22 protein-coding genes are annotated in these 25,481 nt (G+C 71.5%); 16 read left to right on the forward strand and 6 right to left on the reverse strand.

Features of this window, described 5'->3' with window-relative positions; translation table 11 throughout:
- Positions 1 to 2 precede the first annotated feature (2 nt).
- Positions 3 to 1,898 carry a propionyl-CoA synthetase gene (locus DEJ49_RS31905; protein ID WP_223833059.1) on the reverse strand — a complete coding sequence of 632 codons (1,896 nt, stop codon included), beginning with the start codon at positions 1,896 to 1,898 and terminating at the stop codon, positions 3 to 5.
- A gap of 181 nt (positions 1,899 to 2,079) precedes the next feature.
- Here DEJ49_RS31905 and DEJ49_RS31910 point away from each other — a divergent pair, with 181 nt between their 5' ends.
- Positions 2,080 to 2,874 carry an SIMPL domain-containing protein gene (locus DEJ49_RS31910; protein ID WP_150187321.1) on the forward strand — a complete coding sequence of 265 codons (795 nt, stop codon included), beginning with the start codon at positions 2,080 to 2,082 and terminating at the stop codon, positions 2,872 to 2,874.
- A 106-nt stretch (positions 2,875 to 2,980) separates the two neighbouring features.
- Positions 2,981 to 4,189, forward strand: a complete 1,209-nt coding sequence (locus DEJ49_RS31915; RefSeq protein ID WP_150187322.1) for an MBL fold metallo-hydrolase — start codon at positions 2,981 to 2,983, stop codon at positions 4,187 to 4,189.
- A 35-nt stretch (positions 4,190 to 4,224) separates the two neighbouring features.
- Here DEJ49_RS31915 and DEJ49_RS31920 read toward each other — a convergent pair whose 3' ends face one another.
- Positions 4,225 to 4,743, reverse strand: coding sequence for a CGNR zinc finger domain-containing protein (locus DEJ49_RS31920; RefSeq protein WP_150187323.1), 519 nt, complete (start codon positions 4,741 to 4,743; stop codon positions 4,225 to 4,227).
- 261 nt (positions 4,744 to 5,004) lie between these two features.
- On the opposite strand from DEJ49_RS31920, the gene DEJ49_RS31925 reads away from it, so the two are divergent.
- The 5 genes from DEJ49_RS31925 to DEJ49_RS31945 all read left to right on the forward strand — a co-directional run bounded on the left by DEJ49_RS31925 (position 5,005) and on the right by DEJ49_RS31945 (position 8,839).
- Positions 5,005 to 6,843 carry a sensor histidine kinase gene (locus DEJ49_RS31925; RefSeq protein ID WP_150187324.1) on the forward strand — a complete coding sequence of 613 codons (1,839 nt, stop codon included), beginning with the start codon at positions 5,005 to 5,007 and terminating at the stop codon, positions 6,841 to 6,843.
- A gap of 83 nt (positions 6,844 to 6,926) precedes the next feature.
- Positions 6,927 to 7,361, forward strand: a complete 435-nt coding sequence (locus tag DEJ49_RS31930) for a roadblock/LC7 domain-containing protein (RefSeq protein WP_150187325.1) — start codon at positions 6,927 to 6,929, stop codon at positions 7,359 to 7,361.
- A gap of 2 nt (positions 7,362 to 7,363) precedes the next feature.
- Positions 7,364 to 7,735: a DUF742 domain-containing protein gene (locus DEJ49_RS31935; protein WP_150174650.1), complete on the forward strand. Its 372-nt coding sequence runs from the start codon at positions 7,364 to 7,366 to the stop codon at positions 7,733 to 7,735.
- Positions 7,713 to 8,306 (forward strand): GTP-binding protein, encoded by a 594-nt coding sequence (locus DEJ49_RS31940; RefSeq protein WP_150174653.1) that lies wholly within the window; start codon positions 7,713 to 7,715, stop codon positions 8,304 to 8,306. The genes DEJ49_RS31935 and DEJ49_RS31940 overlap by 23 nt, the downstream gene beginning before the upstream one ends.
- Positions 8,303 to 8,839, forward strand: coding sequence for a GAF domain-containing protein (locus tag DEJ49_RS31945; RefSeq protein WP_150187326.1), 537 nt, complete (start codon positions 8,303 to 8,305; stop codon positions 8,837 to 8,839). The genes DEJ49_RS31940 and DEJ49_RS31945 overlap by 4 nt, the downstream gene beginning before the upstream one ends.
- 5 nt (positions 8,840 to 8,844) lie before the next feature.
- Here DEJ49_RS31945 and DEJ49_RS31950 read toward each other — a convergent pair whose 3' ends face one another.
- Positions 8,845 to 10,728, reverse strand: a complete 1,884-nt coding sequence (locus DEJ49_RS31950; protein WP_150187327.1) for a DUF2264 domain-containing protein — start codon at positions 10,726 to 10,728, stop codon at positions 8,845 to 8,847.
- Between the two features lie 287 nt (positions 10,729 to 11,015).
- Here DEJ49_RS31950 and DEJ49_RS31955 point away from each other — a divergent pair, with 287 nt between their 5' ends.
- The 4 genes from DEJ49_RS31955 (at position 11,016) to DEJ49_RS31970 (ending at position 15,621) form a co-directional block, all read left to right on the forward strand.
- Complete coding sequence (locus tag DEJ49_RS31955; protein ID WP_150187328.1) at positions 11,016 to 12,200, forward strand: Gfo/Idh/MocA family protein; 1,185 nt, start codon at positions 11,016 to 11,018, stop codon at positions 12,198 to 12,200.
- 123 nt (positions 12,201 to 12,323) lie between these two features.
- A complete protein-coding gene (tdh, locus tag DEJ49_RS31960) occupies positions 12,324 to 13,352 on the forward strand; it encodes an L-threonine 3-dehydrogenase (RefSeq protein ID WP_150188614.1) in 1,029 nt (342 codons plus the stop codon).
- Between the two features lie 53 nt (positions 13,353 to 13,405).
- Positions 13,406 to 14,620 carry a glycine C-acetyltransferase gene (locus tag DEJ49_RS31965; RefSeq protein WP_150187329.1) on the forward strand — a complete coding sequence of 405 codons (1,215 nt, stop codon included), beginning with the start codon at positions 13,406 to 13,408 and terminating at the stop codon, positions 14,618 to 14,620.
- An 83-nt stretch (positions 14,621 to 14,703) separates the two neighbouring features.
- Positions 14,704 to 15,621, forward strand: a complete 918-nt coding sequence (locus tag DEJ49_RS31970; protein ID WP_150187330.1) for a LysR family transcriptional regulator — start codon at positions 14,704 to 14,706, stop codon at positions 15,619 to 15,621.
- Here the strand turns inward: DEJ49_RS31970 and DEJ49_RS31975 are convergent.
- Complete coding sequence (locus DEJ49_RS31975) at positions 15,608 to 16,402, reverse strand: SDR family NAD(P)-dependent oxidoreductase (RefSeq protein ID WP_150187331.1); 795 nt, start codon at positions 16,400 to 16,402, stop codon at positions 15,608 to 15,610. The two genes, DEJ49_RS31970 and DEJ49_RS31975, sit on opposite strands and share 14 nt — an antisense overlap.
- Before the next feature lie 227 nt (positions 16,403 to 16,629).
- Between DEJ49_RS31975 and DEJ49_RS31980 the strand changes: the two genes are divergently transcribed.
- The 5 genes from DEJ49_RS31980 (at position 16,630) to DEJ49_RS32000 (ending at position 20,737) form a co-directional block, all read left to right on the forward strand.
- The gene (locus tag DEJ49_RS31980; protein WP_150187332.1) at positions 16,630 to 16,986 is read left to right on the forward strand and encodes a beta/gamma crystallin domain-containing protein; all 357 of its coding nucleotides are present in this window, start codon (positions 16,630 to 16,632) and stop codon (positions 16,984 to 16,986) included.
- Positions 16,987 to 17,372: 386 nt separating this feature from the next.
- A complete protein-coding gene (locus DEJ49_RS31985; RefSeq protein WP_150187333.1) occupies positions 17,373 to 18,236 on the forward strand; it encodes an ABC transporter permease in 864 nt (287 codons plus the stop codon).
- Positions 18,237 to 18,301: 65 nt separating this feature from the next.
- Complete coding sequence (locus DEJ49_RS31990; RefSeq protein WP_150187334.1) at positions 18,302 to 19,327, forward strand: ABC transporter substrate-binding protein; 1,026 nt, start codon at positions 18,302 to 18,304, stop codon at positions 19,325 to 19,327.
- Positions 19,324 to 20,103: an ABC transporter ATP-binding protein gene (locus DEJ49_RS31995; RefSeq protein ID WP_223833060.1), complete on the forward strand. Its 780-nt coding sequence runs from the start codon at positions 19,324 to 19,326 to the stop codon at positions 20,101 to 20,103. The genes DEJ49_RS31990 and DEJ49_RS31995 overlap by 4 nt, the downstream gene beginning before the upstream one ends.
- A 64-nt stretch (positions 20,104 to 20,167) precedes the next feature.
- A complete protein-coding gene (locus tag DEJ49_RS32000; protein ID WP_150187335.1) occupies positions 20,168 to 20,737 on the forward strand; it encodes a helix-turn-helix domain-containing protein in 570 nt (189 codons plus the stop codon).
- Positions 20,738 to 20,849: 112 nt separating this feature from the next.
- On the opposite strand, the gene DEJ49_RS32005 is transcribed toward DEJ49_RS32000, so the two are convergent.
- Positions 20,850 to 21,743, reverse strand: coding sequence for a sugar phosphate isomerase/epimerase family protein (locus DEJ49_RS32005; RefSeq protein WP_150187336.1), 894 nt, complete (start codon positions 21,741 to 21,743; stop codon positions 20,850 to 20,852).
- 8 nt (positions 21,744 to 21,751) lie between these two features.
- Complete coding sequence (locus DEJ49_RS32010; RefSeq protein ID WP_411757216.1) at positions 21,752 to 25,228, reverse strand: ThuA domain-containing protein; 3,477 nt, start codon at positions 25,226 to 25,228, stop codon at positions 21,752 to 21,754.
- Between the last annotated feature and the right edge of the window lie 253 nt (positions 25,229 to 25,481).

Below are 25,481 nucleotides of genomic sequence, written 5' to 3' on the forward strand. Positions count from 1 at the left end.
CGTCACGCGCCGCCCGTCCGCAGCGACGCGGTGATCTCGTCGAGGACCCCGAGGTCCTCGATCGTCGCGGGCACGGTGTAGTCCCGGCCGTCGGCGATCGCCCGGACCGTGCCGCGCAGGATCTTCCCTGAGCGGGTCTTGGGCAGGCGCGGCACGGCCACCACCCGGCGCGGGGTGGCGACGGCGCCGATGCGGGACCGCACCAGGGAGCGCAGCTCCGCCTCGATGTCGGCGGCGGGGCGGTCCACGCCCTGGCGCAGCACGACGAGGCCGAGCGGCAGCTCGCCTTTGAGCTCGTCCGCGACGCCCACCACCGCGCACTCCGCGACGTCCCGGTGGTCGGCGAGGACTTCTTCCATGGCTCCGGTGGACAGCCGGTGTCCCGCGACGTTGATGACGTCGTCGAGGCGGCCCATCACGAAGACGTGGCCGTCCTCGTCGACATGGCCGCCGTCACCGGTCAGGTAGTGGCCGGGGTAGCGGCTCAGATAGGTGGACGCGAACCGCTCGTCGTCGCGGTACAGCGTGGTGAGGCTGCCCGGTGGGAGCGGCAGGCGCAGGGCCAGCGTGCCGTCCGTGCCGGGCGGGCACTCCTCGCCCGCCTCGTCGAGGACGCGCAGGTCCCAGCCCGGCATCGGCCTGCCGGGTGAGCCGGACCTGGCGGGCAGCGCCTCGATGCCGAGCGGGTTGGCGACGATGGGCCAGCCCGTCTCGGTCTGCCACCAGTGGTCGACGACGGGGATGTCGAGGAGTTCACGCGCCCAGTGGTAGGTGTCGGGGTCCAGGCGCTCGCCCGCGAGGAACAGGGCGCGCAGCGACGACATGTCGTGCCCGGCCAGGTGTGTGCCCTTCGGGTCGTCGCGCTTGATGGCGCGGATCGCCGTCGGCGCGGTGAACAGGGTGCGCACCTGGTGCTGTGCGACGACGCGCCAGAACGCGCCCGCGTCGGGCGTGCCGACGGGCTTGCCCTCGTACAGGAGCGTGGTGCAGCCGGCGAGCAGCGGCGCGTAGACGATGTACGAGTGGCCGACGACCCAGCCGACGTCGGACGCCGTCCAGAAGACCTCGCCGGGCCGGGCGTCGTAGATGTGCTCCATGCTCCAGCGCAGCGCCACGGCGTGGCCGCCGTTGTCGCGGACCACGCCCTTGGGGGAGCCGGTCGTGCCGGAGGTGTAGAGGATGTAGAGCGGGTCCGTGGCGGCCACCGGCACACAGCCGGCGGCGGGCGCCGAACGGACCGCGTCCGCCCAGTCGAGGTCCCGTCCGGCACGCAACTCCGCTTCCGCCTGCGGCCGCTGGAGGATCACGCACGCCTCCGGGCGGTGGGCGCACTGCTCCAGAGCGGCGTCCAGGAGCGGCTTGTACGCGATGACCCGGTCGACCTCGATGCCGCACGACGCGGAGAGCACCACCTTGGGGCGCGCGTGGTCGATGCGGGCCGCCAGCTCGGGGGCCGCGAAGCCGCCGAACACCACCGAGTGCACGGCGCCGATGCGCGCACACGCCAGCATCGCCACGGCCGCCTCGGGCACCATCGGCATATAGATGACGACGGTGTCGCCCTTGCCGACGCCGAGTTCCGCGAGCATGCCCGCGGTGCGCGCGACCTCGTCGAGCAGTTCGCGGTAGGTCAGACTGCGGACCGTGCCGGTGACGGGGCTGTCGTGGATCAGCGCCGTACGGTCCCCGTGCCCCGCCAGGACGTGCCGGTCCAGGGCGTTGTGACAGGTGTTCAGCTCACCGCCCGCGAACCAGCGGGGCGCGGCCGGCGCGTCGGCGTCCAGGACCGTGGCGGGCGGCACGTACCAGTCGACGGCCTCGGCCGCGCGGCCCCAGAAGGCCGTCGGGTCCAGGAGGCTCTCGCGGTGGGCACTCTCGTAACTCGTCGGCCTTGGCAACCGGTCACTCCGCTCTTCCGAGGTCTTCGCACGGCATCGTGGGGCGAACGCCCGCCATCGTAAGGGGAGTCGGCCGGTGAGGTGACAGGGCTGGAGTGGCGTGGACCCGCGCGGTCGCCCCGGTGCTGGGATGACGGCGAACCGTCCCCGCAGGGACGGGCAGCCGGAAGGAACCCACGTCATGCGCTCAGTACGTTCCGTGCTTTCCGTACGTTCCGTCAGTGCCCTCGCGCTCGCCGCTCTCGGGCTGCCGGGAGCCCCCGCCGTCGCCGCCCCGGCCACCCCCGCCGCCCGCCCGGCCGCCGCCGTGGCGCCCGCGCCGGCGACGGTGAGCGTGACCGGGGCGGGCAGCGCGTCGGCCGCACCCGACATGGCCGTGCTCACCGCGGGCATCGAGGTCACCCGGCCGACCGCGGACAAGGCGCTCACGGAGCAGAACGCCGCCGCCGAGGCGCTGCTTGCCGCCGCACGCGCCGCGGGCGTCGACGAGCGCGACATCAGGACCGAGAACCTCTCCCTGTCCGCGGTGTACCGCAACCGGGACGGCGAGCCGGACCAGTACGAGGCCGCGGGGCCGAGGGGCGAGGGCGAGATCTTCATCGGCCACCGGGCCACGCAGATGTTCTCCCTGATCATCCGGGACATCGAGAAGACCGGAGCCGTGGTCCGTGCCGTCGCCGACGCCCCCGGCGACGCGAGCCGCATCCACTCGGTGGCCTTCGACGTGCAGAACCCGGAGGCGCTGCGCACCAGGGCCCGCACGTCGGCGTACGACGACGCCAGGAGCAAGGCCGTGCAGTACGCGCGGCTGAGCGGCCGCGGCCTCGGCCGGCTGCTCTCTCTGGAGGAGAGCGGCGGCGGGCGCCCGCGCCCCGTGCCGGTCCCGGTCTCCTCCTTCTCGAAGGAGTCGGTGCCGGTGGCGCCGGGACGCATTCAGGACGAGGTCACGGTGACGGCGGTGTACGAGCTGCGGTGACGCCGGGGCGCCGTCCGGGCGGGGTGCCGTCTCAGGTGCCCCGCAGGACTCAGCCGGAGCCGGTGGACATAATGGGGAGGCCTATTCACCCCCCTCAGGAGGTCCCGTGTCCCGGTTCCTGATCCCCGGGCTGCGCTCGCTGCGGTCCGCTGCCTTCGGAGCGGATCCTTCGGGTGCCCGGCTGGCGCGCATCCGCAGGTCGCCGAATTTCTCGGTGGCCGAGGGGTCCTTCCAGAACCCCGTGGGGGCGCGGACCCGGCCGACCGGGTCGTCCCTGGAGTTCGCCAAGATCTACTTCCGCAAGGAGGAGCGCGTACGCCGCGGACCCGCCGGTACGGTCCCCGTGCACGCGACGACCCTCGCCGACCTCGCCAAGCCGCCGATCAGCGGATTGCGGGTCACCTGGATGGGTCACTCCAGCGTCCTGGTCGAGATCGACGGGCGGCGCGTCCTCTTCGACCCCGTGTGGGGTGAGCGGTGCTCGCCCTTCTCCTTCGCGGGGCCCAAGAGGCTGCACCCGGTGCCGGTGCCGCTGGAGGCGCTCGGTCCCGTCGACGCGGTGGTGATCTCGCACGACCACTACGACCACCTGGACATGCCCACCATCAAGGCTCTCACCGGCACGGACACGGTGTTCGCGGTGCCGCTCGGCGTCGGCGCCCACCTGGAGCGGTGGGGCGTACCGGCCGACCGCCTGCGCGAGCTGGACTGGCACGAGTCGGCGACGGTGTCGGGGCTGACCCTCACGGCCACCCCCGCCCGCCACTTCTGCGGCCGCGGTCTGCGCAACCAGCAGCACACGCTGTGGGCGTCGTGGGTGGTGGCGGGGTCCGAGCACCGCGTCTACCACAGCGGTGACACCGGCTACTTCGCCGGTTTCCGGGAGATCGGCGCCGCGTACGGGCCGTTCGACGCGACGATGATCCAGATCGGTGCGTACTCCGAGTACTGGCCCGACATCCACATGACGCCGGCCGAAGGGCTGCAGGCCCACCTCGACCTCCAGGGCGGCGAGCCGCGCGGCGTGCTCCTGCCGATCCACTGGGGGACGTTCAACCTCGCCCCGCACGCCTGGTCCGAGCCGGGCGAGGACACCATGGCGGCGGCACGCCGCGCGGGCGCCGCCATCGCGCTGCCCTGCCCCGGCGAACCCTTCGAGCCCGGTTCGGGATCCGTGCCCTCGGCGCCGTGGTGGCGGAGCGTCGCCCTCACCCCCAAGGGCGGCTGGCCCGAACCGGCCGCGGCGGACGCCGCGGGGACCGCGCGGACGCGCCCCTCGGACAGCGGCGAGCCGGAGGCGGCGCCCGTCGGGTGACGCGAGGCCGGGGGCACGCCTGTGCCCCCTTCACCTCACGCGGCGCGTGCGCGGTGTCTGCGGACCGCGTCGCGGTTGGCGCAGCGCTGCGTGCAGTAGCGCTGCCGCCCCGTGCGCGAGGTGTCGGCGAAGACCGCCGTGCACTCGGTCACCGCGCACCGCCGCAGCCGGTGCATGCCCCGGCCCGCCAGATGCAGCGCGGTGCCCACCGAGATCAGTGAGAACAACAGGTCGCCGAGGGACCGGTCCGCCTCGCGGTAGTGCAGGTGCCAGCCGCTGCCCGCGTGGTCGGTCAGCCGCGGATACGCGGCCGCCGCGGCCAGCATCGCGTTGACCAGCTCGGCCCGCTCCTGCTCCGCCACCGCGTCGACGACCTTCTCCCAGGCGTCCAGGGCCTCCAGCGCGCGCACCAGGTCGGCGTGCGCGACCGGGCGCTCCAGGACCAGTCCCGCGGCGCGGCAGCGCTCCGCGAGCTCCTCCGCGTCCGCCGGCCGGCGGTTGGCCAGCTCGGCGGCCAGCTTCACGGCGTCCTCGCCGTAAGGGTTGAGGTGCATGGGCCCATTACAGCAGAGGATACGAATCGGACCCGCGTACGAGGCGTCATACCAGAGCGGGACGCTGCCCCGCTGACTTTGTCAACTGCCCACCGCACCTGACACGTTGCCGACTACCGTGAGTGGCCGTCGGGCGACGCAGGGATGACGACGCAGGGCTGACGTCGCGACCTGCCGACCGGCACGGCGATGCCGCAACCACGCCGCAAAGAGAGGTCCGGCCGACCGCCGGACCCTCGTCGCAACGTACCGAGGACGCAGATGTCTCACCTACGCGCACCGGCCGCCCGCGCAGACCGCCGTGAGGGCGGCCGGCACGGCAGACCCGGCAGCCGGACCGCCGCCGCACTCCCCGAGACCCATATACGGCCGCAGCTCCTGCGCATCGCCGTGCTGCCGGCCGTCGCCGTGGGCCTCAGCGCCTGCGCGGCCGTGCTGTTCACCCTGCGCTCGACCGGCGCCCGCCCCGACCCCGTCCTGCTCGCCGTCCTCACCGCCGCCGCCCTGGTGGGCCTTGCCGGCATCGTGACGGCGGCCATCGCCGCCGAACGCGCCGCCAAGACCGTGCGCGACCGCGTCATCGTGCTGCGCCGCGCCACCGCCCGCGGCCAGACCGAACTGCGCGGCGTCGTCGAACAGTTGCGCCGCGGCGACCAGCCGCCGACACCGGAGGCCACGGCCCGGGTCAGGTCCGGCGGCGACGAGTTCGACCAGCTCGCCGACGAACTGAACCGCGCCCAGGAAGCCGCCGTCGGCGCCGTCGTGCAGGCCTCGCAGCTCTCCGGCCACGCGGGCAGCGAACAGAAGGTCGAGGTCTTCGTGAACCTCGCCCGGCGGCTCCAGTCGCTCGTGCACCGCGAGATCTCCCTGCTCGACGAGTTGGAGAACGAGGTCGAGGACCCCGAACTGCTCAAGGGCCTCTTCCACGTCGACCACCTCGCGACCCGCATCCGCAGGCACGCCGAGAACCTCGCCGTGCTCGGCGGCGCCGTCTCGCGCCGCCAGTGGAGCAACCCGGTCTCCATGCACGAGGTGATGCGCTCCGCCATCGCGGAGGTCGAGCAGTACTCACGCGTCAAACTGGTGCCGCCCATCGACGGCACCCTGCGCGGACACGCCGTCGCCGACGTCATCCACCTGCTCGCCGAACTCGTCGAGAACGCCACCGTGTTCAGTGCGCCGCACACCCAGGTCCTGCTGCGCGCCAACCTCGTCACCGCGGGCATCGCCGTGGAGGTCGAGGACCGCGGCCTCGGCATGCCCGTCACCGAGCAGAACAAGATGAACCGCCTGCTGACCGACCCGGACCAGGTCGACGTCGCCGGTCTGCTGCAGGACGGCCGCATCGGACTCTTCGTGGTCTCCGCGCTCGCCCGCAGGCACGGCGTCGCGGTGCGGCTGCAGACCAACATCTACGGCGGCGTCCAGGCCGTACTGATCCTGCCGCAGGAACTCCTCGGCGAGGAGCAGGACGCCGACCCGGTCACGCGCCGCCGCCCGGCGGCGGAGGCGGCGTCGCGGGGCGCCGCGGGAAGCGTGGAGGAGGGCGCGCGGGACGCGGCACGCGCGGTGGCGCACGCCGATCCCCCGACCTGGCCGGAACCCACACCTCTTCAGCCCCACCCGCACCCACAGCCCACGTCCCAAGCCGCCCCCCAGCCCCACCCGGCAGGCCCGGCCGCCTCCGCACCGCCCCAGCCGCGCCGCGCGAACGGCGCGGCCCCCGCACCCCTCCCCGTGCGCGGCGCCCGCCAGGACCGGCCGACACCCGCCGACGCCACCCCCGGCATCCGGCCCGAGGACCGGCAGGCCGCCGCCGAGCACACCGCGACGCCCCCGACGCCCCGCAACGGCGCCGTGCGCGGCCGGGTCGGCAGACCACAGCTCCCCAAGCGGCGCGCCCAGGAACACATCGCTCCGCAGCTGCGCGACTCACCGTCGCCGCGGACCGACAACGACCAGGTCGTCGGCCACGACCCGGGCCTGATGGCCGCGTTCCAGCGCGGCATAGGCCTCGCCCAGGCGCAGGACGCGCGCGAACCCACCCCGCGGGACCACCGGGCCGGCGCCCCGCACGACGGGCAAGGACACGGCGGCTGACCAGTACCCCGGGCCCGACCCCCACCCCCCACCGCTGCTTGCGCAGATCTACGTACGTCCGTACCCCAAGGAGTCGATCCACCATGGCGAGCGATGCGCCGACCGGCCATGTATCCGATCTCGACTGGCTGATGAGCGGCCTCGTGCAGCGCGTGCCGCACACGCACAGCGCCGTCCTGCTCTCCTCCGACGGACTCGTGAAGTCGGTGCACGGCCTCGACCCGGACAGCGCCGACCACATGGCGGCCCTCGCCTCCGGGCTGTACTCGCTGGGGCGCAGCGCGGGCATCCGCTTCGGCGACGGCGGTGACGTCCGCCAGGTCGTCGTGGAGCTCGACTCGACCCTTCTGTTCGTCTCCACCGCGGGCTCGGGCACCTGTCTGGCCGTCCTCGCCGGACGCGACGCGGACGCGGCCGTCCTCGGCTACGAAATGGCGATGCTGGTCAAGAGCGTGCGGCCGTACCTGATCACCGCCCCCCGGCAAACCGCGGGCGAACCCGCGCCGATGAGGCGATGAGGATGGCGGCCCCGCACGACGGGCCCTGGCTCGACGACGCCGCGGGGCGGCTGGTCCGCCCCTACACCGTCAGCAACGGACGGACGAGACCGAGCAGCCAACTCGACCTGCTCTCCCTGGTGATGGCGACCGGCTCCACACCGCTCGGCTACCTCGGGCCGGAGCATTCGACGGCCCTCGGACTGTGCGAGGAGCCGACCTCCGTCGCCGAGATCGCGGCCCAGCTGAAGCTGCCCGCGGCCGTGACCAAAGTGATCCTCTCGGATCTCCTCGACTGCGGGGCCCTCACCCAGAAGGCCCCGGACTTCTACCACAACCCCACTGACCGGTCCCTGTTGGAGGCAGTGCTCGATGGATTACGACGACAGCTCTGACCCCTTCCCCACCGCACTGAAGATCCTGGTCGCGGGTGGTTTCGGGGTCGGCAAGACGACCTTCGTCGGCGCGGTCAGCGAGATCGCGCCGCTCAGCACCGAGGAACTGCTCACCACGGTCAGCGAAGGCACCGACGACCTGTCGGGCGTGGAGAACAAGACCACGACGACGGTCGCCATGGACTTCGGGAGGATCACCCTCGACCCCGAACACGTGCTGTACCTCTTCGGCACACCAGGACAGGAGCGCTTCTGGTTCATGTGGGACGAGCTCTCCGAAGGCGCGCTCGGCGCGGTGGTGCTCGCCGACACGCGCCGCCTGGAGGACTGCTTCGCCGCCGTGGACTTCTTCGAGCAGCGCGGCATGGGCTTCATCGTGGCGATCAACGAATTCGACGGCGCCTACCGCTACGAACCCGACGAAGTGCGCTCCGCGATCGACCTCGACCCGCAGGTCCCCGTCGTGCGCTGCGACGCACGGATCTCCAGCTCCGGCATCCAGACCCTCCTCATCCTCGTCAAGCACCTCCTCAACCACGCCCCGGCGGCCAGCTACGGAGCCCACACGTGATGCATGACCCGACCGGGCGCCTCCTGCTCACCCCGGTGGACAACGAGGCGCCCGCACGGGTGCGGAGGCTGCGCGGGCTCGGGATCGGGCAGTACCCCGAACCGGCCTTCGACGCCTTCGCGGACCGGCTCGCCGACATGACGGGCGCGCCGTACGCCATGGTCAACTTCCTCGACGAGACCGGACAGTTCTTCGCGGGCCTGCACGCACCCGGGCACCCGGAGCGCGCGGCCGGCCGCTATATGACCCGTGACCACGGGTACTGCCCGCACGTGGTCGTGCGCCGCAAAGCCCTCGTCCTGGAGGACGTCCGTGACTATCCGCGGTTCGCGGGCAACCCCGTGGTCGACGAGACCGGCATCCGCTCCTACCTGGGCGCACCCCTGATCGACCGCACGGCGACGGTCCTCGGCACGGTCTGCGTCGTCGACGTCGAGCCGCGCCGCTGGGGCACGGCGGGACTCGACACGATCAAACGCATGGCGGGGGAACTGGTGGAGCAGATCCATCGGAGGGAGGCGGGCGGGATCTGACCGGGTCACAGGGCGAGTGCCGTGCCGTCGGGGAAGCTGACGTTCACGGTGTCGCCGTCCACGTCACAGGCGATGGACTCCCGCAGCGCACGAGGACTGACCGTGTCCCGTGAGAGAGCGACCAGGGTGACGTGGATGCCGACGCCGCCCGGTGGGATTGCGGACGTCAGGAACGGGGTCGCGGAGTGCGGACCGTACGCGTTGGCGGCCACCTCGCGGGCGATGCCCGCCTCACCGTCCCAGCCGTGCAGGCCGACGACCGCACTGGTCAGACCCGTCGTCGTACGGGCGAGGGCCCACCCGGGGCCGCACTCGGTGCGGGGCCGCGTGTCATCGGCCACCGCGTGACCTCCTTCGCGGACGGTCGCCCCCGCCGGGGCCCGCACGCGGTGCACCCGGATCTCCCACGGGCCGTGCAGCGCGCTCGTCGTCTCGATGGGACACGTCTCGTCGGTGCCCGGGTACCGGGCGTCGTGGCGGGAGGCGGCCACGCGGCCCTCGCAGCGCAGCGGGTGAATGCGGAGGCGGCGCGACGGCGTGCCGTCGGGGGCGAGAAGGGCCATGTGACCGTCTACGGCACGGTCCCACGCGCGGGGGGCGGTCTCCGGGGCGGTCGCGGTGGAGTAGGCGAACTTGGCGTAGTGCGGGTCGTCCTGGGCGGGGCCTTCGAGGGGGTTGTGGTCGCTGCCGTGGTTGATCAGACGGACGATGCCGTCGTGCCGGGTGCCGTGCAGCAGCCAGCCGGGCCGGGGGAGCGCGGTGTACTGGTCGGACTCCTCGACGGGCAGCGGCACTTCGCGCTCCGTCCACACGGGGTGATCGGCGGGAAGCAGCAGCCCCAGGAAGCCTTTGCTGGCCCAGTAGGGCGAGGCGGGCCCGGAGTAGGCCTGGGTGGCGGGCAGGAACGTCCCGTACCAGCCGAGCGGCAGCAGCCCCCGCTCGTCGGGCACGCCCCGCTCGACGAAGTGCCGTGCGGTGCCGGAGGCGAGACGCCGCGTCAGGCCCGGCGCGAGCGGGGTGCAATCGGCCAGCGCACCCATCCACACGGGTGCGGCGGCCGCGAAGCGGTACGTCAGGGAGCGCCCTTGGTGGACGGGCGCGCCATCGCCGCCGAAGAAGTGCGGGTAGGTGGACAGGAATTGACCGAGGCGCTCCCGGTAGACGGTGGCTCGGCCGCCGTCGTCCCCGCCGGTCATCCGGGCCCACCACAACGGGTAGAGGTGCATGGCCCAGCCGTTGTAGTAGTCGAAGTTGCGCCCGTCGCCGTCGGTGTACCAGCCGTCGCCGCGGTACCAGTCCTCGATGCGGTCCAGGCCGCCGTCGATGTCCGCCCGGCTGTACGGGGCGCCCACCGACGCGAGGAACTGCTCGGACACCACCTGGAACAGCCGCCAGTTGTTGTCCCAGGTCTTCCCGCCGACGAACCCGGAGAACCAGTCGACGACCCGCTCCTGGACCCGGGTGTCGAGCTTGTCCCAGATCCAGGGGCGTGTCTCGTACAGCCCGATCGCGATGGAGGCGGCCTCCACCATCTGCTGGGAGCAGTCGGTGAGTTCCGGCCAGGCCTCACCGCTGTCACGGTCCGTGCCCGTCGTCAGACCCCGCGCGTAGCGTTCCACGAGACGGGGGTCCACCTCGCCGCCCGCTCCCGCGATCCGAAAGGCGGCGAGGAGGAACGACCGCGCAAACCCTTCGAGCCCGTCCGACACGACCCCCGACCAACTGTTCCGCCCCGGCAACCGATACTGCGCGAACCCGGGCGTGGCGTACGGGACAAGCGCATCCAACTGCCGGTCGGCCAGGGCTTCCCAGTGGGCCCGGGTCCACCCGGTGAGCGGGGAGAGGACGCGATCGGTGGGCGGGAGGGTGAGGTGCGGGGCGGGCGGCATGGTGGGTCGTGGCTCCTAGGGGAGGGGGATGTGAGAGGGGCCGGGGGGTGTTTTCGACAAGCGTGCGGGGCTGGGATGGTTTTTTAGGGGCGCGGGGAACTGCGCGACCAGCCACGACGCACCCGCAGACACAGAACCCCGCGACAGCATGTAAGCGGTTGCTATACCGCGCAAGAGGACCTGCAGAATTTCCACGCTCTTTCTGCCCGCCCACGCGGCGACACCCGCCGACCCGGCACGGACAAGGTATTGACCACAGCAGTAAGCGATTACTACGTTCCCTTCCCATGACCGACCTTCGTCTCGGCGTTCTCGGCTACGGGCTGCGCGGCTCGCTCGCCCGCACCGCCCACCGGCCGGGCGCGGGCGCACGCGTCACCGCGCTCGCCGACCACGACCCCGGCGCCCGGGCGGAGGCGGCCGTGGCCTTCCCCGGCGCGCTGATATCCAGCGACCACCGCAAGGTCGTCGAGGACCCGGACGTCGACGCGGTCGTGGTCCTCACCCCTGACCACACCCACGCGCAGCTCGCCCGCGAGGCACTGCGCGTGGGCAAGCCGGTCTTCGTGGAGAAGCCGCTGGAGACGAGCGTCGAGGCCTGCGACGCGATCCTGCGCACCGCCCACGAGACCGGCACGCGACTGTACGTCGGGCACAACATGCGCCACATGCCCGTGGTCCGCCTGATGCGCGACATCGTCGAGCGCGGCGAGATCGGCGCGGTCAAGACGGTCTGGGTGCGGCACTTCGTCGGATACGGCGGGGACTGGTACTTCAAGGACTGGCACGCCGAACGGCGGTACACCACCGGCCTGTTGCTGCAGAAGGCCGCCCACGACATCGACGTGCTGCACTGGCTCGCGGGCGGATACACGCGGCAGGTGCAGGCCCTGGGCGACCTCATGGTCTACGGCGACAATCCGCACCGCCGCGAGCCGGGCGAGCCGAAGACCGACGACTGGTACACCAAGGACGGCCACTGGCCGCCGCACACCCAGCGCGGCCTCAACCCCGTCATCGACGTCGAGGACGTCTCCCTGGTCAACATGCGCCTGGACAACGGCGTCCTCGCCGCCTACCAGCAGTGCCACTTCACCCCCGACTACTGGCGCGACTACACCGTCATCGGCGACGCGGGCCGGCTCGAGAACTTCGGCGACGGGCCCGGGGGAGTGGTGAAGGTGTGGAACGCGCGCCGGTCGGGCTACCGGGGCACGGCCGACGCCGAGTACGCGGTGCCGGACGCGCAGGACCACGGCGGGCACGGCGGCGCGGATCCGCTGCTCGTCGACGAGTTCGTACGTTTCGTGCGGGAGGGAGGGCGTACCGACACGTCGCCCGTCGCGGCGCGCATGGCCGTGGCGGCCGGGGTGCGGGCCACCCAGTCGCTGCGGGACGGCGGGACGCCCCGCGAGGTACCCACCCTCGATCCGGAGCTGATCGCCTATTTCGAACGTGGGCAGACCCGCTGAACCCCAGGGTCTGAAGGAAAGCTGCGGCGGCGCTTAAGAAATCCTCGATGGACCGGGGCGCCGCCGTAGGGAAGATTCCTGTGTCGTCGGGGGAAGAAGCGACGTACGACGGGAGCCGTGGCGTTGAAGGCGCTGGTCAAGGAGAAGGCGGAGCCGGGTCTCAGCCTGAAGGACGTACCGGAGCCGGTCATCGGCCACGGGGATGTGCTCATCAAGGTGCTCCGCACCGGGATCTGCGGGACGGATCTGCACATCAGGGCCTGGGACGGCTGGGCGCAGCAGGCGATCTCCGCGCCGCTGGTGGTCGGGCACGAGTTCGTCGGCGAGGTCGTGGAGACCGGCCGTGACGTCGCCGACATCAAGATCGGCGACCGGGTCAGCGGCGAGGGCCACCTGGTGTGCGGCAAGTGCCGCAACTGTCTGGCGGGGCGGCGGCACCTGTGCCGCGCCACGGTCGGCCTCGGGGTCGGGCGCGACGGCGCCTTCGCCGAGTACGTGGCGCTGCCCGCGACGAACGTGTGGGTGCACCGCGTCCCCGTCGACCTCGACGTGGCCGCGATCTTCGACCCGTTCGGCAACGCCGTGCACACCGCCCTGTCCTTCCCGCTGGTCGGCGAGGACGTGCTGATCACGGGCGCCGGGCCGATCGGCCTGATGGCGGCGGCCGTGGCGCGGCACGCGGGCGCCCGCAACGTCGTCGTCACCGACGTCAGCGAGGAGCGCCTCGAACTGGCCCGCAAGGTCGGCGTCAGCCTCGCCCTCAACGTGGCGGACTCGACGATCGCCGACGGCCAGCGCGAGCTCGGTCTGCGCGAGGGCTTCGACATCGGCCTCGAGATGTCCGGCAACCCGCGCGCGATGCGCGACATGGTCGCCAACATGACCCACGGCGGCAAGATCGCCATGCTCGGGCTGCCCGCCGAGGAGTTCGCCGTCGACTGGTCGCGGATCGTGACCTCGATGATCACCATCAAGGGCATCTACGGCCGCGAGATGTTCGAGACCTGGTACGCGATGTCCGTGCTGCTCGAAGGCGGCCTCGACCTGGCCCCCGTCATCACCGGACGGTACGGCCACCGCGACTTCGAGGCCGCGTTCGACGACGCGGCGAGCGGCCGCGGCGGCAAGGTCATCCTCGACTGGACCGCCTGACCACCGCTTCCGGCCCCGGCCCTCCGCCCCCGACCTCCTTTAAGGAACCCCGCATGTTCGACTCCGTACGCGAAGACCTCCAGGCCACCCTCGACGAGATCCGCGCCGCCGGTCTGCACAAGCCCGAGCGCGTCATCGGCACGCCGCAGTCCGCGACCGTCGCCGTCACGTCGGGCGGACGGCCCGGCGAGGTCCTCAACTTCTGCGCGAACAACTACCTCGGCCTCGCCGACCACCCCGACGTCGTCGCCGCCGCCCACCAGGCGCTCGACCGCTGGGGCTACGGCATGGCCTCCGTCCGCTTCATCTGCGGTACGCAGGAGGTCCACAAGGAGCTCGAGGCGCGCCTGTCCGCGTTCCTCGGCCAGGAGGACACGATCCTCTACTCCTCCTGCTTCGACGCCAACGGAGGCGTCTTCGAGACGCTGCTCGGCGCGGAGGACGCGGTGATCTCCGACGCCCTCAACCACGCGTCGATCATCGACGGCATCCGCCTCTCCAAGGCCCGCCGCTTCCGCTACGCCAACCGCGACATGGCGGACCTGGAGCAGCAGCTGAAGGAGGCGACGGAGGGCGGCGCCCGCCGCAAGCTGATCGTCACGGACGGCGTCTTCTCCATGGACGGCTACGTCGCCCCGCTCCAGGAGATCTGCGACCTCGCCGACCGCTACGACGCGATGGTCATGGTCGACGACTCGCACGCCGTCGGCTTCGTCGGCCCCGGCGGCCGCGGCACGCCCGAGCTGCACGGCGTCATGGACCGCGTCGACATCATCACCGGCACGCTCGGCAAGGCCCTCGGCGGTGCCTCCGGCGGCTACGTCGCCGCCCGCGCCGAGATCGTCGCCCTGCTGCGCCAGCGCTCGCGCCCGTACCTCTTCTCGAACACCCTCGCCCCGGTGATCGCCGCGGCCTCCCTGAAGGTCCTCGACCTCCTGGAGTCGGCCGGCGACCTGCGTGAACACCTCGCCGCGAACACGGCGCTCTTCCGCTCCCGCATGACCGACGAGGGCTTCGACATCCTGCCCGGCGACCACGCCATCGCGCCGGTCATGATCGGCGACGCGGCGAAGGCGGCCCGCATGGCCGAGCTGCTCCTGGAGCGCGGCGTCTATGTGATCGGCTTCTCCTACCCGGTGGTCCCGCAGGGCAAGGCCCGCATCCGCGTCCAGCTCTCCGCCGCCCACTCCACGGAGGACGTGAACCGCGCGGTCGACGCGTTCGTCGCCGCGCGGGCGGAGCTGGAGCGGGAGTCCGCGCAGGGCTGACGCACTCCCGGCACCCGTGCACCACGGCCCTCATCGCGGGGCCCGTGGTGCACGGGTGGCTGTCCGTTTGGGAGAATCGCCGCATGATCGAAGCGCGGCGGCTGCACATCCTCCGGGCGGTGGCCGACCACCGTACGGTCACGGCCGCTGCCGCCGCGCTCTACCTCACGCCGTCCGCGGTCTCCCAGCAGCTCAGCGCCCTGGAGCAGGAGACCGGGCACCGGCTCGTCGAGCGTTCGGCGCGGGGCGTGCGGCTCACCGCGGCCGGCGAGATCCTGCTCACGCACACCAACGCGGTGCTGGCGCAGTTGGAGCGGGCCGAGGCCGAGCTCGCCGCGTACAGCTCCGGTGAGGCCGGGACCGTGACCGTCGCCGCCTTCGCCACCGGCATCGGCCTGGTCGTCGCCCCCGCCCTGGCCCGGCTCGCGGACTCCGCCCCGGGCATCCGGGTCCGCGTGCAGGACGCGGAGGGCGACGCGAGCCTGCCGATGGTCCTGGACCGGCAGGTGGACGTGGCCGTCGCCGTCGAGTACCGGGGCGCGCCGGGCGCGGACGACCCGCGGCTCACCCGCGTCCCCTTGTACGCCGAGCCCTTCGACGCCGTGCTCCCGCGGGGCCACCGGCTCGCGGACGCGGAACGGGTGGCGTTGGCCGAGCTCGCGAAGGACGCGTGGATCGGCCCCTTCGCCGGCAACCCCTGCCACGACGTGGTCGTCCTCGCCTGCGAACAGGCCGGTTTCCAGCCCCTGTTGGAACATTGGTCGGACGACTTCCGGGCAGTTGTCGCCCTCGCATCGGCAGGCGCGGGAGTCGCCCTCGTACCGCGCTCGGCGCTGCGCGGCATGGACGTGTCGGGCGCGGTGGTCCGCCCGGTCGAGGGCGTGGCTCCCACGCGTCGGGTGTTCGCGGCGGTGCGGTGCGGCGCGGAGGACCATCCGCTGATCCGCCCCGTGCTGGAGGCGCTCGGGGAGGCGGCGGCCCGCTCCGTCACACCGACTTGACGGAGTTGCCGTCGATGACGTGGTCCGCGCCGGTGATGCTCGCGGCGAGCGGCGAGCCCAAGTAGGCGATGAGCGCGGCGACTTCGGCGGGCTCGACGAGTCGCCCCGTGACCATGCCCGCGGTGGCGGGCAGGCCGTCCAGGAGCCGGGCGTGGGGGACGCCGAGGGACGCGGCGAGCTGTGCGCCGTACCCGTCGGGGCTCTCCCACATGGCGGTGCGGACGGGACCCGGCGAGACCGTGTTGACCCGCACACCCCGTGGCCCCACCTGCTCGGCCAGAGCCTTGCCGAAGGCGGTCAGGGCCGCTTTCGCGGTGCTGTACGCGATCGGCCCGGCGTGGGGGGTGAGCGCGCTCGTGGACGAGACGTTGACGATCGCGCCCCCGGCCTCCGCCTCGAAGAGCAGGGGCAGCGCGGCCCGTGCGGTGCGGACCGCGGCGTAGAAGTTCACGTCGAACGCGTCCGTCCACTGCTGGTCGGTGACGTCGAGAAAGCCGCCCGTCCAGTTGGCGTCCGCGTCTCCACCGCCGACGTTGTTGACGAGCAGGTCGAGGCCGCCGAACTCGGTCCGGGCCCGGTCCACGGCGCGGGCGGGCCCGTCGGGCGCGGTGAGGTCCACGGCCACGGCCGTGGCGCCCGTGGCCCCGAGTTCCGGGGTGATCGTGCGGGCCGCCGCCACGACACGCACACCCTCGTCGAGCAGCGCGGTCACGGTGGCGAGGCCTATGCCTCGGCTCGCTCCGGTCACGAGCGCGGTCTTTCCGGTCAGCCGCAGATCCATGCGAGTCCCACTCTCCTCGTCCGCTCTGCCCGAAATCTTGGCCCTTAGGGTCATCAAATCACCCGAAGAGCGTTGATCAGGACATAGGGCGACACGTTTCAGCCGTGCGCCATTTCAAAGATTGCCATGTACAGGCTTCTTGCACGATCGTCATCGTGCAAGCGCAAAACGTCTCCCGGAAATGGTCGCCAAATGACCATGTACGGGCCCGAAATCAGGGAGTACTTGTGCTGTCGAAAACCAAGCGGGTAGCCCGCTCCGCGACCATGGCCATCGCCGCGGCCGCCGCGTTCACCGTCGTGATGCCCACGGGCAACGCCTTCGCCATCGACCACGTCGAATGCCGTGGCGGCGAGAACTTCTTGAAGATCTGGTCGCACACCAGCGACGGCCGTTCCAGCGTGGACTGCTACGCCAACAAGGGCCGGACCGGCTTCGGCAGCTGGTGGGTCGACCGCATCCAGACGGGCAACAACGACCTGATCTACTACGACGCCAATGGCGACTCCGTGCGCATCAACCGGTGGACCGACATCACCTTTCCGCACCGTCCGCCGAAGGTGAAGGACATCGAAATCCTCTGACGAGTCGAATGCTCCGGTAAGGCGAGTCAAATGCTCAGGTAAAAGGGTCCAAAACAGGAGCCAATGACTCGTCGAGAAGATGCTCGGCCGATGGTCATCTCCGCACCATGGCCATTCGGAATAGACCGGTCACGCCTTTTTCGGGCGTGGCCGGTTTTTGCGTGCCATCGAAATGCCCCCCATCTCCGACCGACGCTGCGACCCCCGCCCCGCATGGGCGGCGCCGGCTCGGCCGCCACGTGCCCGTCGGTGAGGCGGGCAGACCGCGCCACGAAACTCAGGTCCGACCTATTGACCCTGCGGCCGACCACTCATTAGCGTTGCGGGCAGCCTTCCAGAAAGCGCTTTCTGACAGCGTTTTCCGATGACGCTTCCGGGAGTTCACCGTGAGCCAGAGCGCTGTGTCCAGAGCCCCCGTGAAGACGGCGGGGGTCGCCGAACGGGAACGCCCGGGCTTCGGGCGTCGTACCGCCGAAGCGGCCGAGAAGAGCTGGCGCCCCCTCGCGCTCCTCGTCGTCTGCTTCGCCGCCTGGTGGGTCGTCGCCGCCACCGAGATGGTCGAGGCCTACCTGGTGCCCTCGCCCGGCGCCACCCTCGACGTCATCCTCGACAAGCCCGACTACCTGTGGCAGCACAGCTGGGTCACCACGTACGAGACCCTCATCGGCCTCGTCATCGCCGTGGCCGTCGGCATCCTCTCCGCCGTCCTGATGGTCGCCTCGACCACCGTCGAGAAGACCCTCTACCCCGTCCTGCTCTTCGCCCAGGTCGTGCCGAAGATCGCGATCGCCCCGCTGTTCGTCGTCTGGCTCGGCTTCGGCATCGCCCCGAAGATCCTCATCGCCGTACTGATCGCCTTCTTCCCCGTCGTCATCTCGATGGTCACCGGACTCAAGGCCGTGGACCCCGAGATGCTGCAGCTCTCCGCCACGATGGGCGCCCGGCCCTGGCAGACCTTCCTCAAGATCCGCTTCCCCGCCTCGCTCCCGCACCTCTTCTCCGGCCTGAAGGTGGCCGTCACGCTCGCCGTCACGGGCGCTGTCGTCGGCGAGTTCGTCGGCGCCGACGAGGGCCTCGGCTACGTGATCCTCCAGGCCAACGGCAACCTCGACACCCCGATGCTCTTCGCGGGACTCCTCGTCATGTCGCTCATCGGCGTGGTCCTGTTCGCGCTCGTCGAGATCGCGGAGAAGCTGCTGCTCCCGTGGCACGCGAGCCGCAGGGACCAGGGCGTGACCACCACGTACTGACCCCCGCCCGGCGCATCACGCCCCCTGCCCCGCCATGTCCTCCGTACGCGAGAAGGGCCGTCCCCATGCACGCGCGCAGACTCCTCACCGCCCTCGTCCCCCTGGCGCTCGTCGCGGCGACCGCGACGGCCTGCGGTGGCGACGACAGGACGAGCACCAGCGCCTCCGGCGAGAAGCTGGACAAGGCGACCCTGACGCTCAACTGGTACCCGTACGGCGAGCACGCGCCGTTCTACTACGGCAAGAAGCGGAAGATCTTCGAGAAACACGGCATCGACCTGGAGATCAGAGCGGGGCAGGGATCCCAGAAGACCGTGCAGGCGACCGGCGCCGGGCAGACCGACTTCGGCTGGGCGGACACGCCGGCCGTGCTCGCCGGGGTCGACCAGGGCGTGGACGTGAAGAGCCTCGGCGTGTTCCTGCAGACCACGCCCGCGTCCGTGCAGTCCTTCACGGCCGAGGGCGTCGCGTCGCCCGCCGACCTCAAGGGCAGGACGGTCGCGGGCACGGCGGGCGACGCCCTCACCAAGACCTTCCCGATCTTCCTCCAGAAGAACGGCATGGAGCTCTCCGACGTCAAGGTCCAGAACACCGACCCGGCGGGCAAGATCGCCGCGGTGATCTCCGGCAGGACGGACGCGCTGCTCGGCTACGCGAGCGACCAGGGCCCCACCATGCGGAGCAAGGCCGAGAAGGACGTCTCGTACCTCCGCTTCTCCGAGCACGGCCTGAACTTCTACTCCAACGGCCTGATAGCGGGCAGCAAGACCCTCCAGGGCAGGGGTGATCTGGCGAAGCGGATGACCGCGGCGGTCAGCGAGGCGTGGACGGCGGCCGAGAAACAGCCCGGCCCGGCGGTCGCGGCCATGGAGGGCGCCTCCGGGCAACTCCCGCCGAAGGACGTCCTGTCGGAACAGTTCAGGACGACGCTGACGCTGCTGCACACCGACGCCACCAAGGGCAAGGCGCCGGGGGTCAACACCGAGGCGGACTGGAAGCAGACCATCGAGGTGTTCTCCGAGGCGGGTCTGGTCAAGGACCCCAAGTCCGTGACGGAGTACTGGGACGCGGCGCACGGGATCAAGGGGTGACCACCGCGCCCGCCGTGCGGATCGGCGACGTCGCCGTGCGGTTCCGTACGAAGAAGAAGGACGTCACCGCGTTGCGCGACGTCTCCCTCGACATCGGCGCCGGCGAGTTCGTGGCGATCGTAGGACCGTCTGGCTGCGGCAAGTCGACCCTGCTCAAACTCGTCGCCGGACTCCTCGCGCCGTCGTCGGGCGAGGTGCTCCTGGGCGGGGAGCGGGTGCGGGGACCGCGGCCCGACATCGGATACGTGTTCCAGCGCGCCGCCCTGCTCGACTGGCGCTCGGCGCGCCGCAACATCCTCCTCCAGGCTGAGATGCGCAAGCTCCCCGCCGAACGGGCACGCGCGCGTGCCGACGATCTGATCCGCATGGCCGGTCTGAACGGCTTCGAGGACGCGTACCCGCACGAGCTCTCCGGCGGCATGCAGCAGCGGGTGGCGCTGTGCCGTGCGCTGCTGCACGAGCCGCCCGTGCTGCTCATGGACGAGCCGTTCGGCGCGCTCGACGCGCTGACGCGGGAGCAGCTGAACGTCGAGCTGAACCGCATCTGGCGCGAGACCCGCACCACGGTGCTCCTGGTGACGCACTCGATCGCCGAGGCCGTGTACCTGGCGGACCGCGTGGTGGTGATGAGCCCGCGCCCGGGCACGGTGACGGAGGTCATCGAGGTTGGGCTGCCGCCGGAGCGGGGGTACGCGGAGACCCTGGCCTCGTCCATGTTCCGCGAGGCGACCGGGCGGGTCAGGGAACTGCTGGGAGCGGTCTCGACGCACGGCTGAGCCGCGTCGGCGCGTGACCCGGGCGACCTTGTCGTCGTCCCTGATACGGGATAGCGTCCCGAATATGGAACACGACGAAGAGGGAGTCGACGCGCGCCTCGCCGCCCGGCTCGCCGAGCTGCGCGCCGAACGCGGCTGGTCCCTCGGCGAACTGGCCGAGCTCAGCGGGATCAGCCGCTCCACCCTGTCCCGCGCCGAGCGCGCCGAGATCAGCCCCACCGCGGCCCTCCTGAACCGCCTCTGCGCGGTCTACGAACGGACCATGTCGCAGCTCCTCAGCGAGGTGGAGGCGGAGCCCGCCCAGGTGGTGCGCGCCGTCGACCAGGCCGTCTGGGCGGACGACGAGGCGGGCTTCATGCGCTGGGCCGTCTCGCCGCCCCGCACCGGCATGCGCGGCGAGCTGGTCGAGGGCAGGCTCCAGCCGGGCGCCGACATCGCGTACGACCGCCCGTCCGTGCCGGGTCTCGAACAGCACATCTGGGTGCTCGAAGGCGCCTTGGAGGTCACGGTCCAGGGCGAGCCGCACACCTTGCGCACCGGCGACTGCCTGCGCTTCCGGCTGTGGGGTGCGTCCCGATTCCGTTGCGCGGGTGAGGAGGCGGTGCGGTACGCGCTCGTGGTGGTGAAGCCATGACCCACGGCCCGGTGCTCGAACGCCTCACCGCGGCCGGCCTCCGCGCCGCCTCCGAACCGGGAACAGCGGCCCGGCGCCGGACGGCCGACGCCGAGCCGCGACCGGCGGCGTGTCAGTAACGCAGCGCCGCCAGATACGCGTAACTGTTCCGCGCCGTCGCGAACGGGTCCGCGGGGGAGTCGTGCTCGACCAGCCACTGCCGGACGCCCCCCACGCGCGCGTGGGCGAACATCGCCGCGAAGTCGAGCGTCCCCGAGCCGACGTCGGCGAACCCGCCGTCGGGCGCCATGTCCTTGACGTGCAGCGCGGGGAACCTTCGCGGATGGCGCCGGAAGTACGTCGCCGGATCGGCGCCGCCCTTCACGGCCCAGTACACGTCCAGCTCGAACCCGACGAGAGCGGGATCGGTCTCGGCGACCAGGACGTCGTACAGGTTCGTGCCGTCGACCACCACGTGGTCCAAGCCGTGGTTGTGGAACAGCACGGGACCGAGCCCCGCCTCGCGCGAGGCGCGCCCGATCCTGTTGAACTGCCGCGCCGCCTCCCGGAACCCGTCCGGCGTGTGCAGCGCGCCGGGCAGGCTCGGCACCACCGGCCACTTCGCGCCAAGGGTGTGCAGTTCGTCGAGCGCCTGCGGCAGCCCGGCGCCGGTGAGCGTGGGGTAGGCGACGTGTTCGAGGACCGCCCGCAAACCGACGGCGTCGAGCATCCGCCGGATGGCCGCGGCGTCGTACCCGTGGCGGCCGCTCACCCCCACGGTCGCGTAGCCGATGCCGGCGAGCCGCTTCAGGGTGCCCGCGAAATCCCGCGCCAGGGCGTCGCGCATCGTGTACAGGTGCATGCCGATGCCGCCGCGCGGGATACGCCGCTTGTACGCCCGCTCCGCCGCCCGCGCGGGCAGCGCCCCGCCGACCGCTGCCGCGAGCCCCAACGATGTACCGAGGGACGCACGGAGGAAGGCCCGTCTGGCGCCGTCGACGGAGGGCGCGCTCGTATACCTGGTCATCGTCTTCCTCACTTCGCCGTGACGCGGACGGCGCCGGTCGTCGTGTCGCCCTTGTCGTCGGTGACGGTCAGATGCGCCGTGTACGCCCCCACGCGCGCGTACGTGTGCTCGGCGCTGCCGCTCTCCGTGCCGCCGGACTTGGAGTTGTCACCGAAGTCCCAGTGGTACGAGGTCGCGGTACGGCCTGCCGGGAGCCTCACCGTGCTCGTGAGCTTGACGGCGAGCGGTGCCGAACCGCTGCCTGGGGCGGCTTTGACGGTGACCCGCGCCCCGGCCCTCTTCTCGACCCCTGGGCCGTTGAAACGCAGCCAGTCGACCGTGAGGAGGTCGGCCTTGTCGGGCGACCACTCCGGGTTGGTGAAGACGGCGTACACCTTCGTCGTGCCGTCGTGCGCGGCCAGTTCGGTGGTCGGCGAGATGAAGTTGCCCCACCCTCCGGTGTTCGGCACGGTCACCTTGCCGAGCAACTCGCCCGTAGGAGACCCGGCGCGGAACTCGACGTCACCGCCGAGACCGCCCGAAGCCGCGCCCACCGTCACGGAGTCGACTCCCTTGAGGTGCACCGGGTCGAAGGAGACCCAGTCCCCGTCCTCGATCTCGACGAGCCGCTTGCCGCCGGACGCGTCCGCGCGGTCGCCGATGTCGGCGCCGCCGTGCGCGCCGCCCGTCGCGGTCCGGTGCTCGGCCTCACGGAACGACGTCCGCAGCGTCAGCGAAGCCGACCCCGTCAGCGCGGGAACCCCGCTCGCGCCCTTGTCCTCGTACTGCGCCGTGATGCCGTAGTACAGGTTCTGCCCCGGACCGTGGCTGTCGCCCGCGTCCGTCACGATCTCGCCCGCGCAGCCGGTGTAGTTGTCCAGCGGATGCAGATGCGTGTCGTGGCCCAGCTGGGACTGCACGACGACCCGCGAGCAGTCGATCCGCTTGTCCTCCCGGTCCGTCACCTTGACCGTGAACGGGATGGTGTCCCCGAAGCTGAACGTCCCGCCGTTCGGCGGCTGCTGAATCGTCACCTCGGGCCGCGTGTTGCCGACCGTGATGTCCCGTACCGCGAGATTGCTCAGCTCCTTGGGCCCGGTCACCTTCAGACGGGCCGTGAACTGCCCCTTCCGCGTGTACGTGTGCGTCGGGTTCGCCTCGGTCGAGTCGGTCGTGCCGTCGCCGTCGAAGTCCCAGGCGTACGTGACCGGCGTGCCGCCCGGCAGCCCCGACCCCTCGCTGGAGAACTTCACGGTCAGGGGCGTGCTGCCGTTGTCGGGCGTCGCGCTCACCCGGGCGTCCGGGAGACGGCCGTCCGCCACGTAGTCGATGCGGTAGATCCCGGAGCCCTCGTTGCTGCCGCCGCGGCCCGTGCCGCTGCCGAGCCCGAAGTCGATCACGTACAGCGCCCCGTCGGGACCGAAATCGGCGTCGAAGGGCTGGTTCCACTTCATGTCGGAGAACACGGAGTTGATCGACTGCACATCGCCCGCCTTCGCCGGCGGGAAGCGCGGATCGGAGAACGACTGGTCCTTCTCCTGGATCGAGAAGGTCTTGAACCACTGCCGGGTCAGCTCGTACGCGAGCCACTTCCCCTCGAAGTACTCGGGGAACTTCGTCCTGTACGTGTTCGCCGGGTCGTAGTCGTACACGGGACCGCTCATCGGCCCGCCGCCGCCCGTGCCGAGCTCGGGGAACTCGTTGGACTCGGAGTACGCGTACCAGACGTCGGCGGACCGGGCGGGCGGCAGCTCGCGCAGCCCGGTGTTGTTCGGCGAGTCGTTGACGATCTTCGCGCAGTCGAACTTCGCCTTCGACGTCTTCGTCGCGAAGTCGTAGTCGTTGAACGGGGTGTTGTCGCCGATGCAGTACGGCCACCCGTAATTGCCGGCCTTCGTGATCCGGTCGAACTCCACCGTCCCCTCGGGTCCGCGGTCCGCCACCGCCTTCTTCGCGTCGGGGCCGTAGTCCGCCACCAGCAGGGCGCCGCTGACCGGGTCCGTCGTGATGCGGAACGGATTGCGCAGCCCCATCGCGTACACCTCGGGCCGCGTCCTGTCCGTCCCGGGCGGGAACAGGTTCCCCTCCGGCACGGCGTACGTCCCGTCGTCCTTCGGCGTGATCCGCAGGATCTTGCCGCGCAGGTCGTTCGTGTTCCCGGAGGTGCCCTGCGCGTCCCAGGCGCGGCGCCCCTCGCGTTCGTCGATCGGCGCGAAACCGTCCGACGCGAACGGATCGGTGTTGTCGCCCGTCGCGACGTACAGATCGCCCTTCTTGTCGAAGGCGATCGACCCCGCCATGTGCGAGTTGGCCCGGCCCTCGCCGCGCCAGGTCGGAATCGTGAGCAGCCGCTTCTCCGACGACGCGGCGACCTTCCCGCCCGCCTCCGTGAAGCGGGAGAGATTGATCCGCTTCTCCGTCTTGTCGGAGTGCAGCAGATACAGCCAGTGGTTGTCCTCGAACCCCGGGTCCAGCGCGAGGCCGAGCAGTCCGTCCGACTGGCTCGTCATCTCCGGCGTGTACGCGAGATCGAGCGCCGTGGAGACCTTCAGCGACTCCTGGTCGATGATTTTCAGCTTCCCGGTGCGCTGGACGAAGAAGACCCGGCGGTCGGGCGCGACGGCCAGCTCGAACGGGTCGGCGAGGTCGGCGGTGGCCAGCGGAGTGCGCTGGAAGGCACCCGTCTTCGTGGCCGTGCAGTCGCCGGGCTTGTCACCGGCGGCCCACTGGATGCCGCCCAGGATGTGCCGGAGGAACCCCTCCTCCTGGAAGGCCGACGCGGCGTGCCCGCCCGCCGTGTACCAGGAGCGGCCGCCGTCGTAGTTCTGGCACCAGGACCACGGATGGTCGACGCCCTCGTCGAGCCCCGAGACGCCGTCGCGCACCTTGATCTGCGCGAGGGTGTGCACCTTCCCCGTGGGATTGGTGCGCCAGTTGTACCACTCCTCCTCGCGCTCCCAGAGCTCCGGAAGGCCCTTCGTGGACGGGTGCGCGTGGTCGAGCACCTTGACCCGTCCCTTCTGGACGGCGGGGTGCTTGTCGAAGATGGCCCCGACCAGGCCCTCGTACCAGTCCCAGTCGCGCTCGCTCGCCGACGCCGCGTGCAGCCCCACCCAGCCGCCGCCCGCGCGGACGTACTTCTGGAACGCGGCCCGCTGTCCCGCGTCGAGCAGATCGCCCTTCTCGGGCGTGGAGTTGGTGTTGTTGAAGACGACGGCCTGGAACCGGGCCAGGTTGGCGTCGGTGAACGCCCCGGCGTCGTCGGTGGCCTCGACCTCGAACCCGTGCTCGGCGCCGAGCTTCTCGATCGCCTCGACGCCCGCCGGGATCGAGTCGTGGGGGTAGTTCGTGACCTTGGAGAAGACCAGGACACGGAAGGCCGGCGCGGCCTCGGCGCGGGACGGGGCCGCGATGCCGGGCCCCACGACGAGCGCGAGCAGGGCGACGAAGACGAGCAGGGCTCTCGGCGCGCCTCGCGGCGCTCTCCGCGGAGCCATGGAACTCACGGAACTCATGGAACTCATGGCGCTCCCTGGGCTGGGCTGGCTTGGCTGATGGCCGGCTGCCGGTTGCCGGGTGTGCGGTGAGTTTAGAAAGCGCTTTCACTGCGCGGGACTCAGGGTAGGTTCCGGTTCCGCGGAGGGTCAATGGGTCGGACGGGCCGCGTGGGTTCCGGCCGAACGAGTCCTGCATGACGTCCCGCGCGCGGGGGAGGCTGGCCGGGAGACGCACTCCGTCGACCATGGACCGTACGCACAC

The organism is Streptomyces venezuelae (assembly GCF_008642335.1).
Taxonomy (GTDB): Bacteria; Actinomycetota; Actinomycetes; order Streptomycetales; family Streptomycetaceae; genus Streptomyces; species Streptomyces venezuelae_F.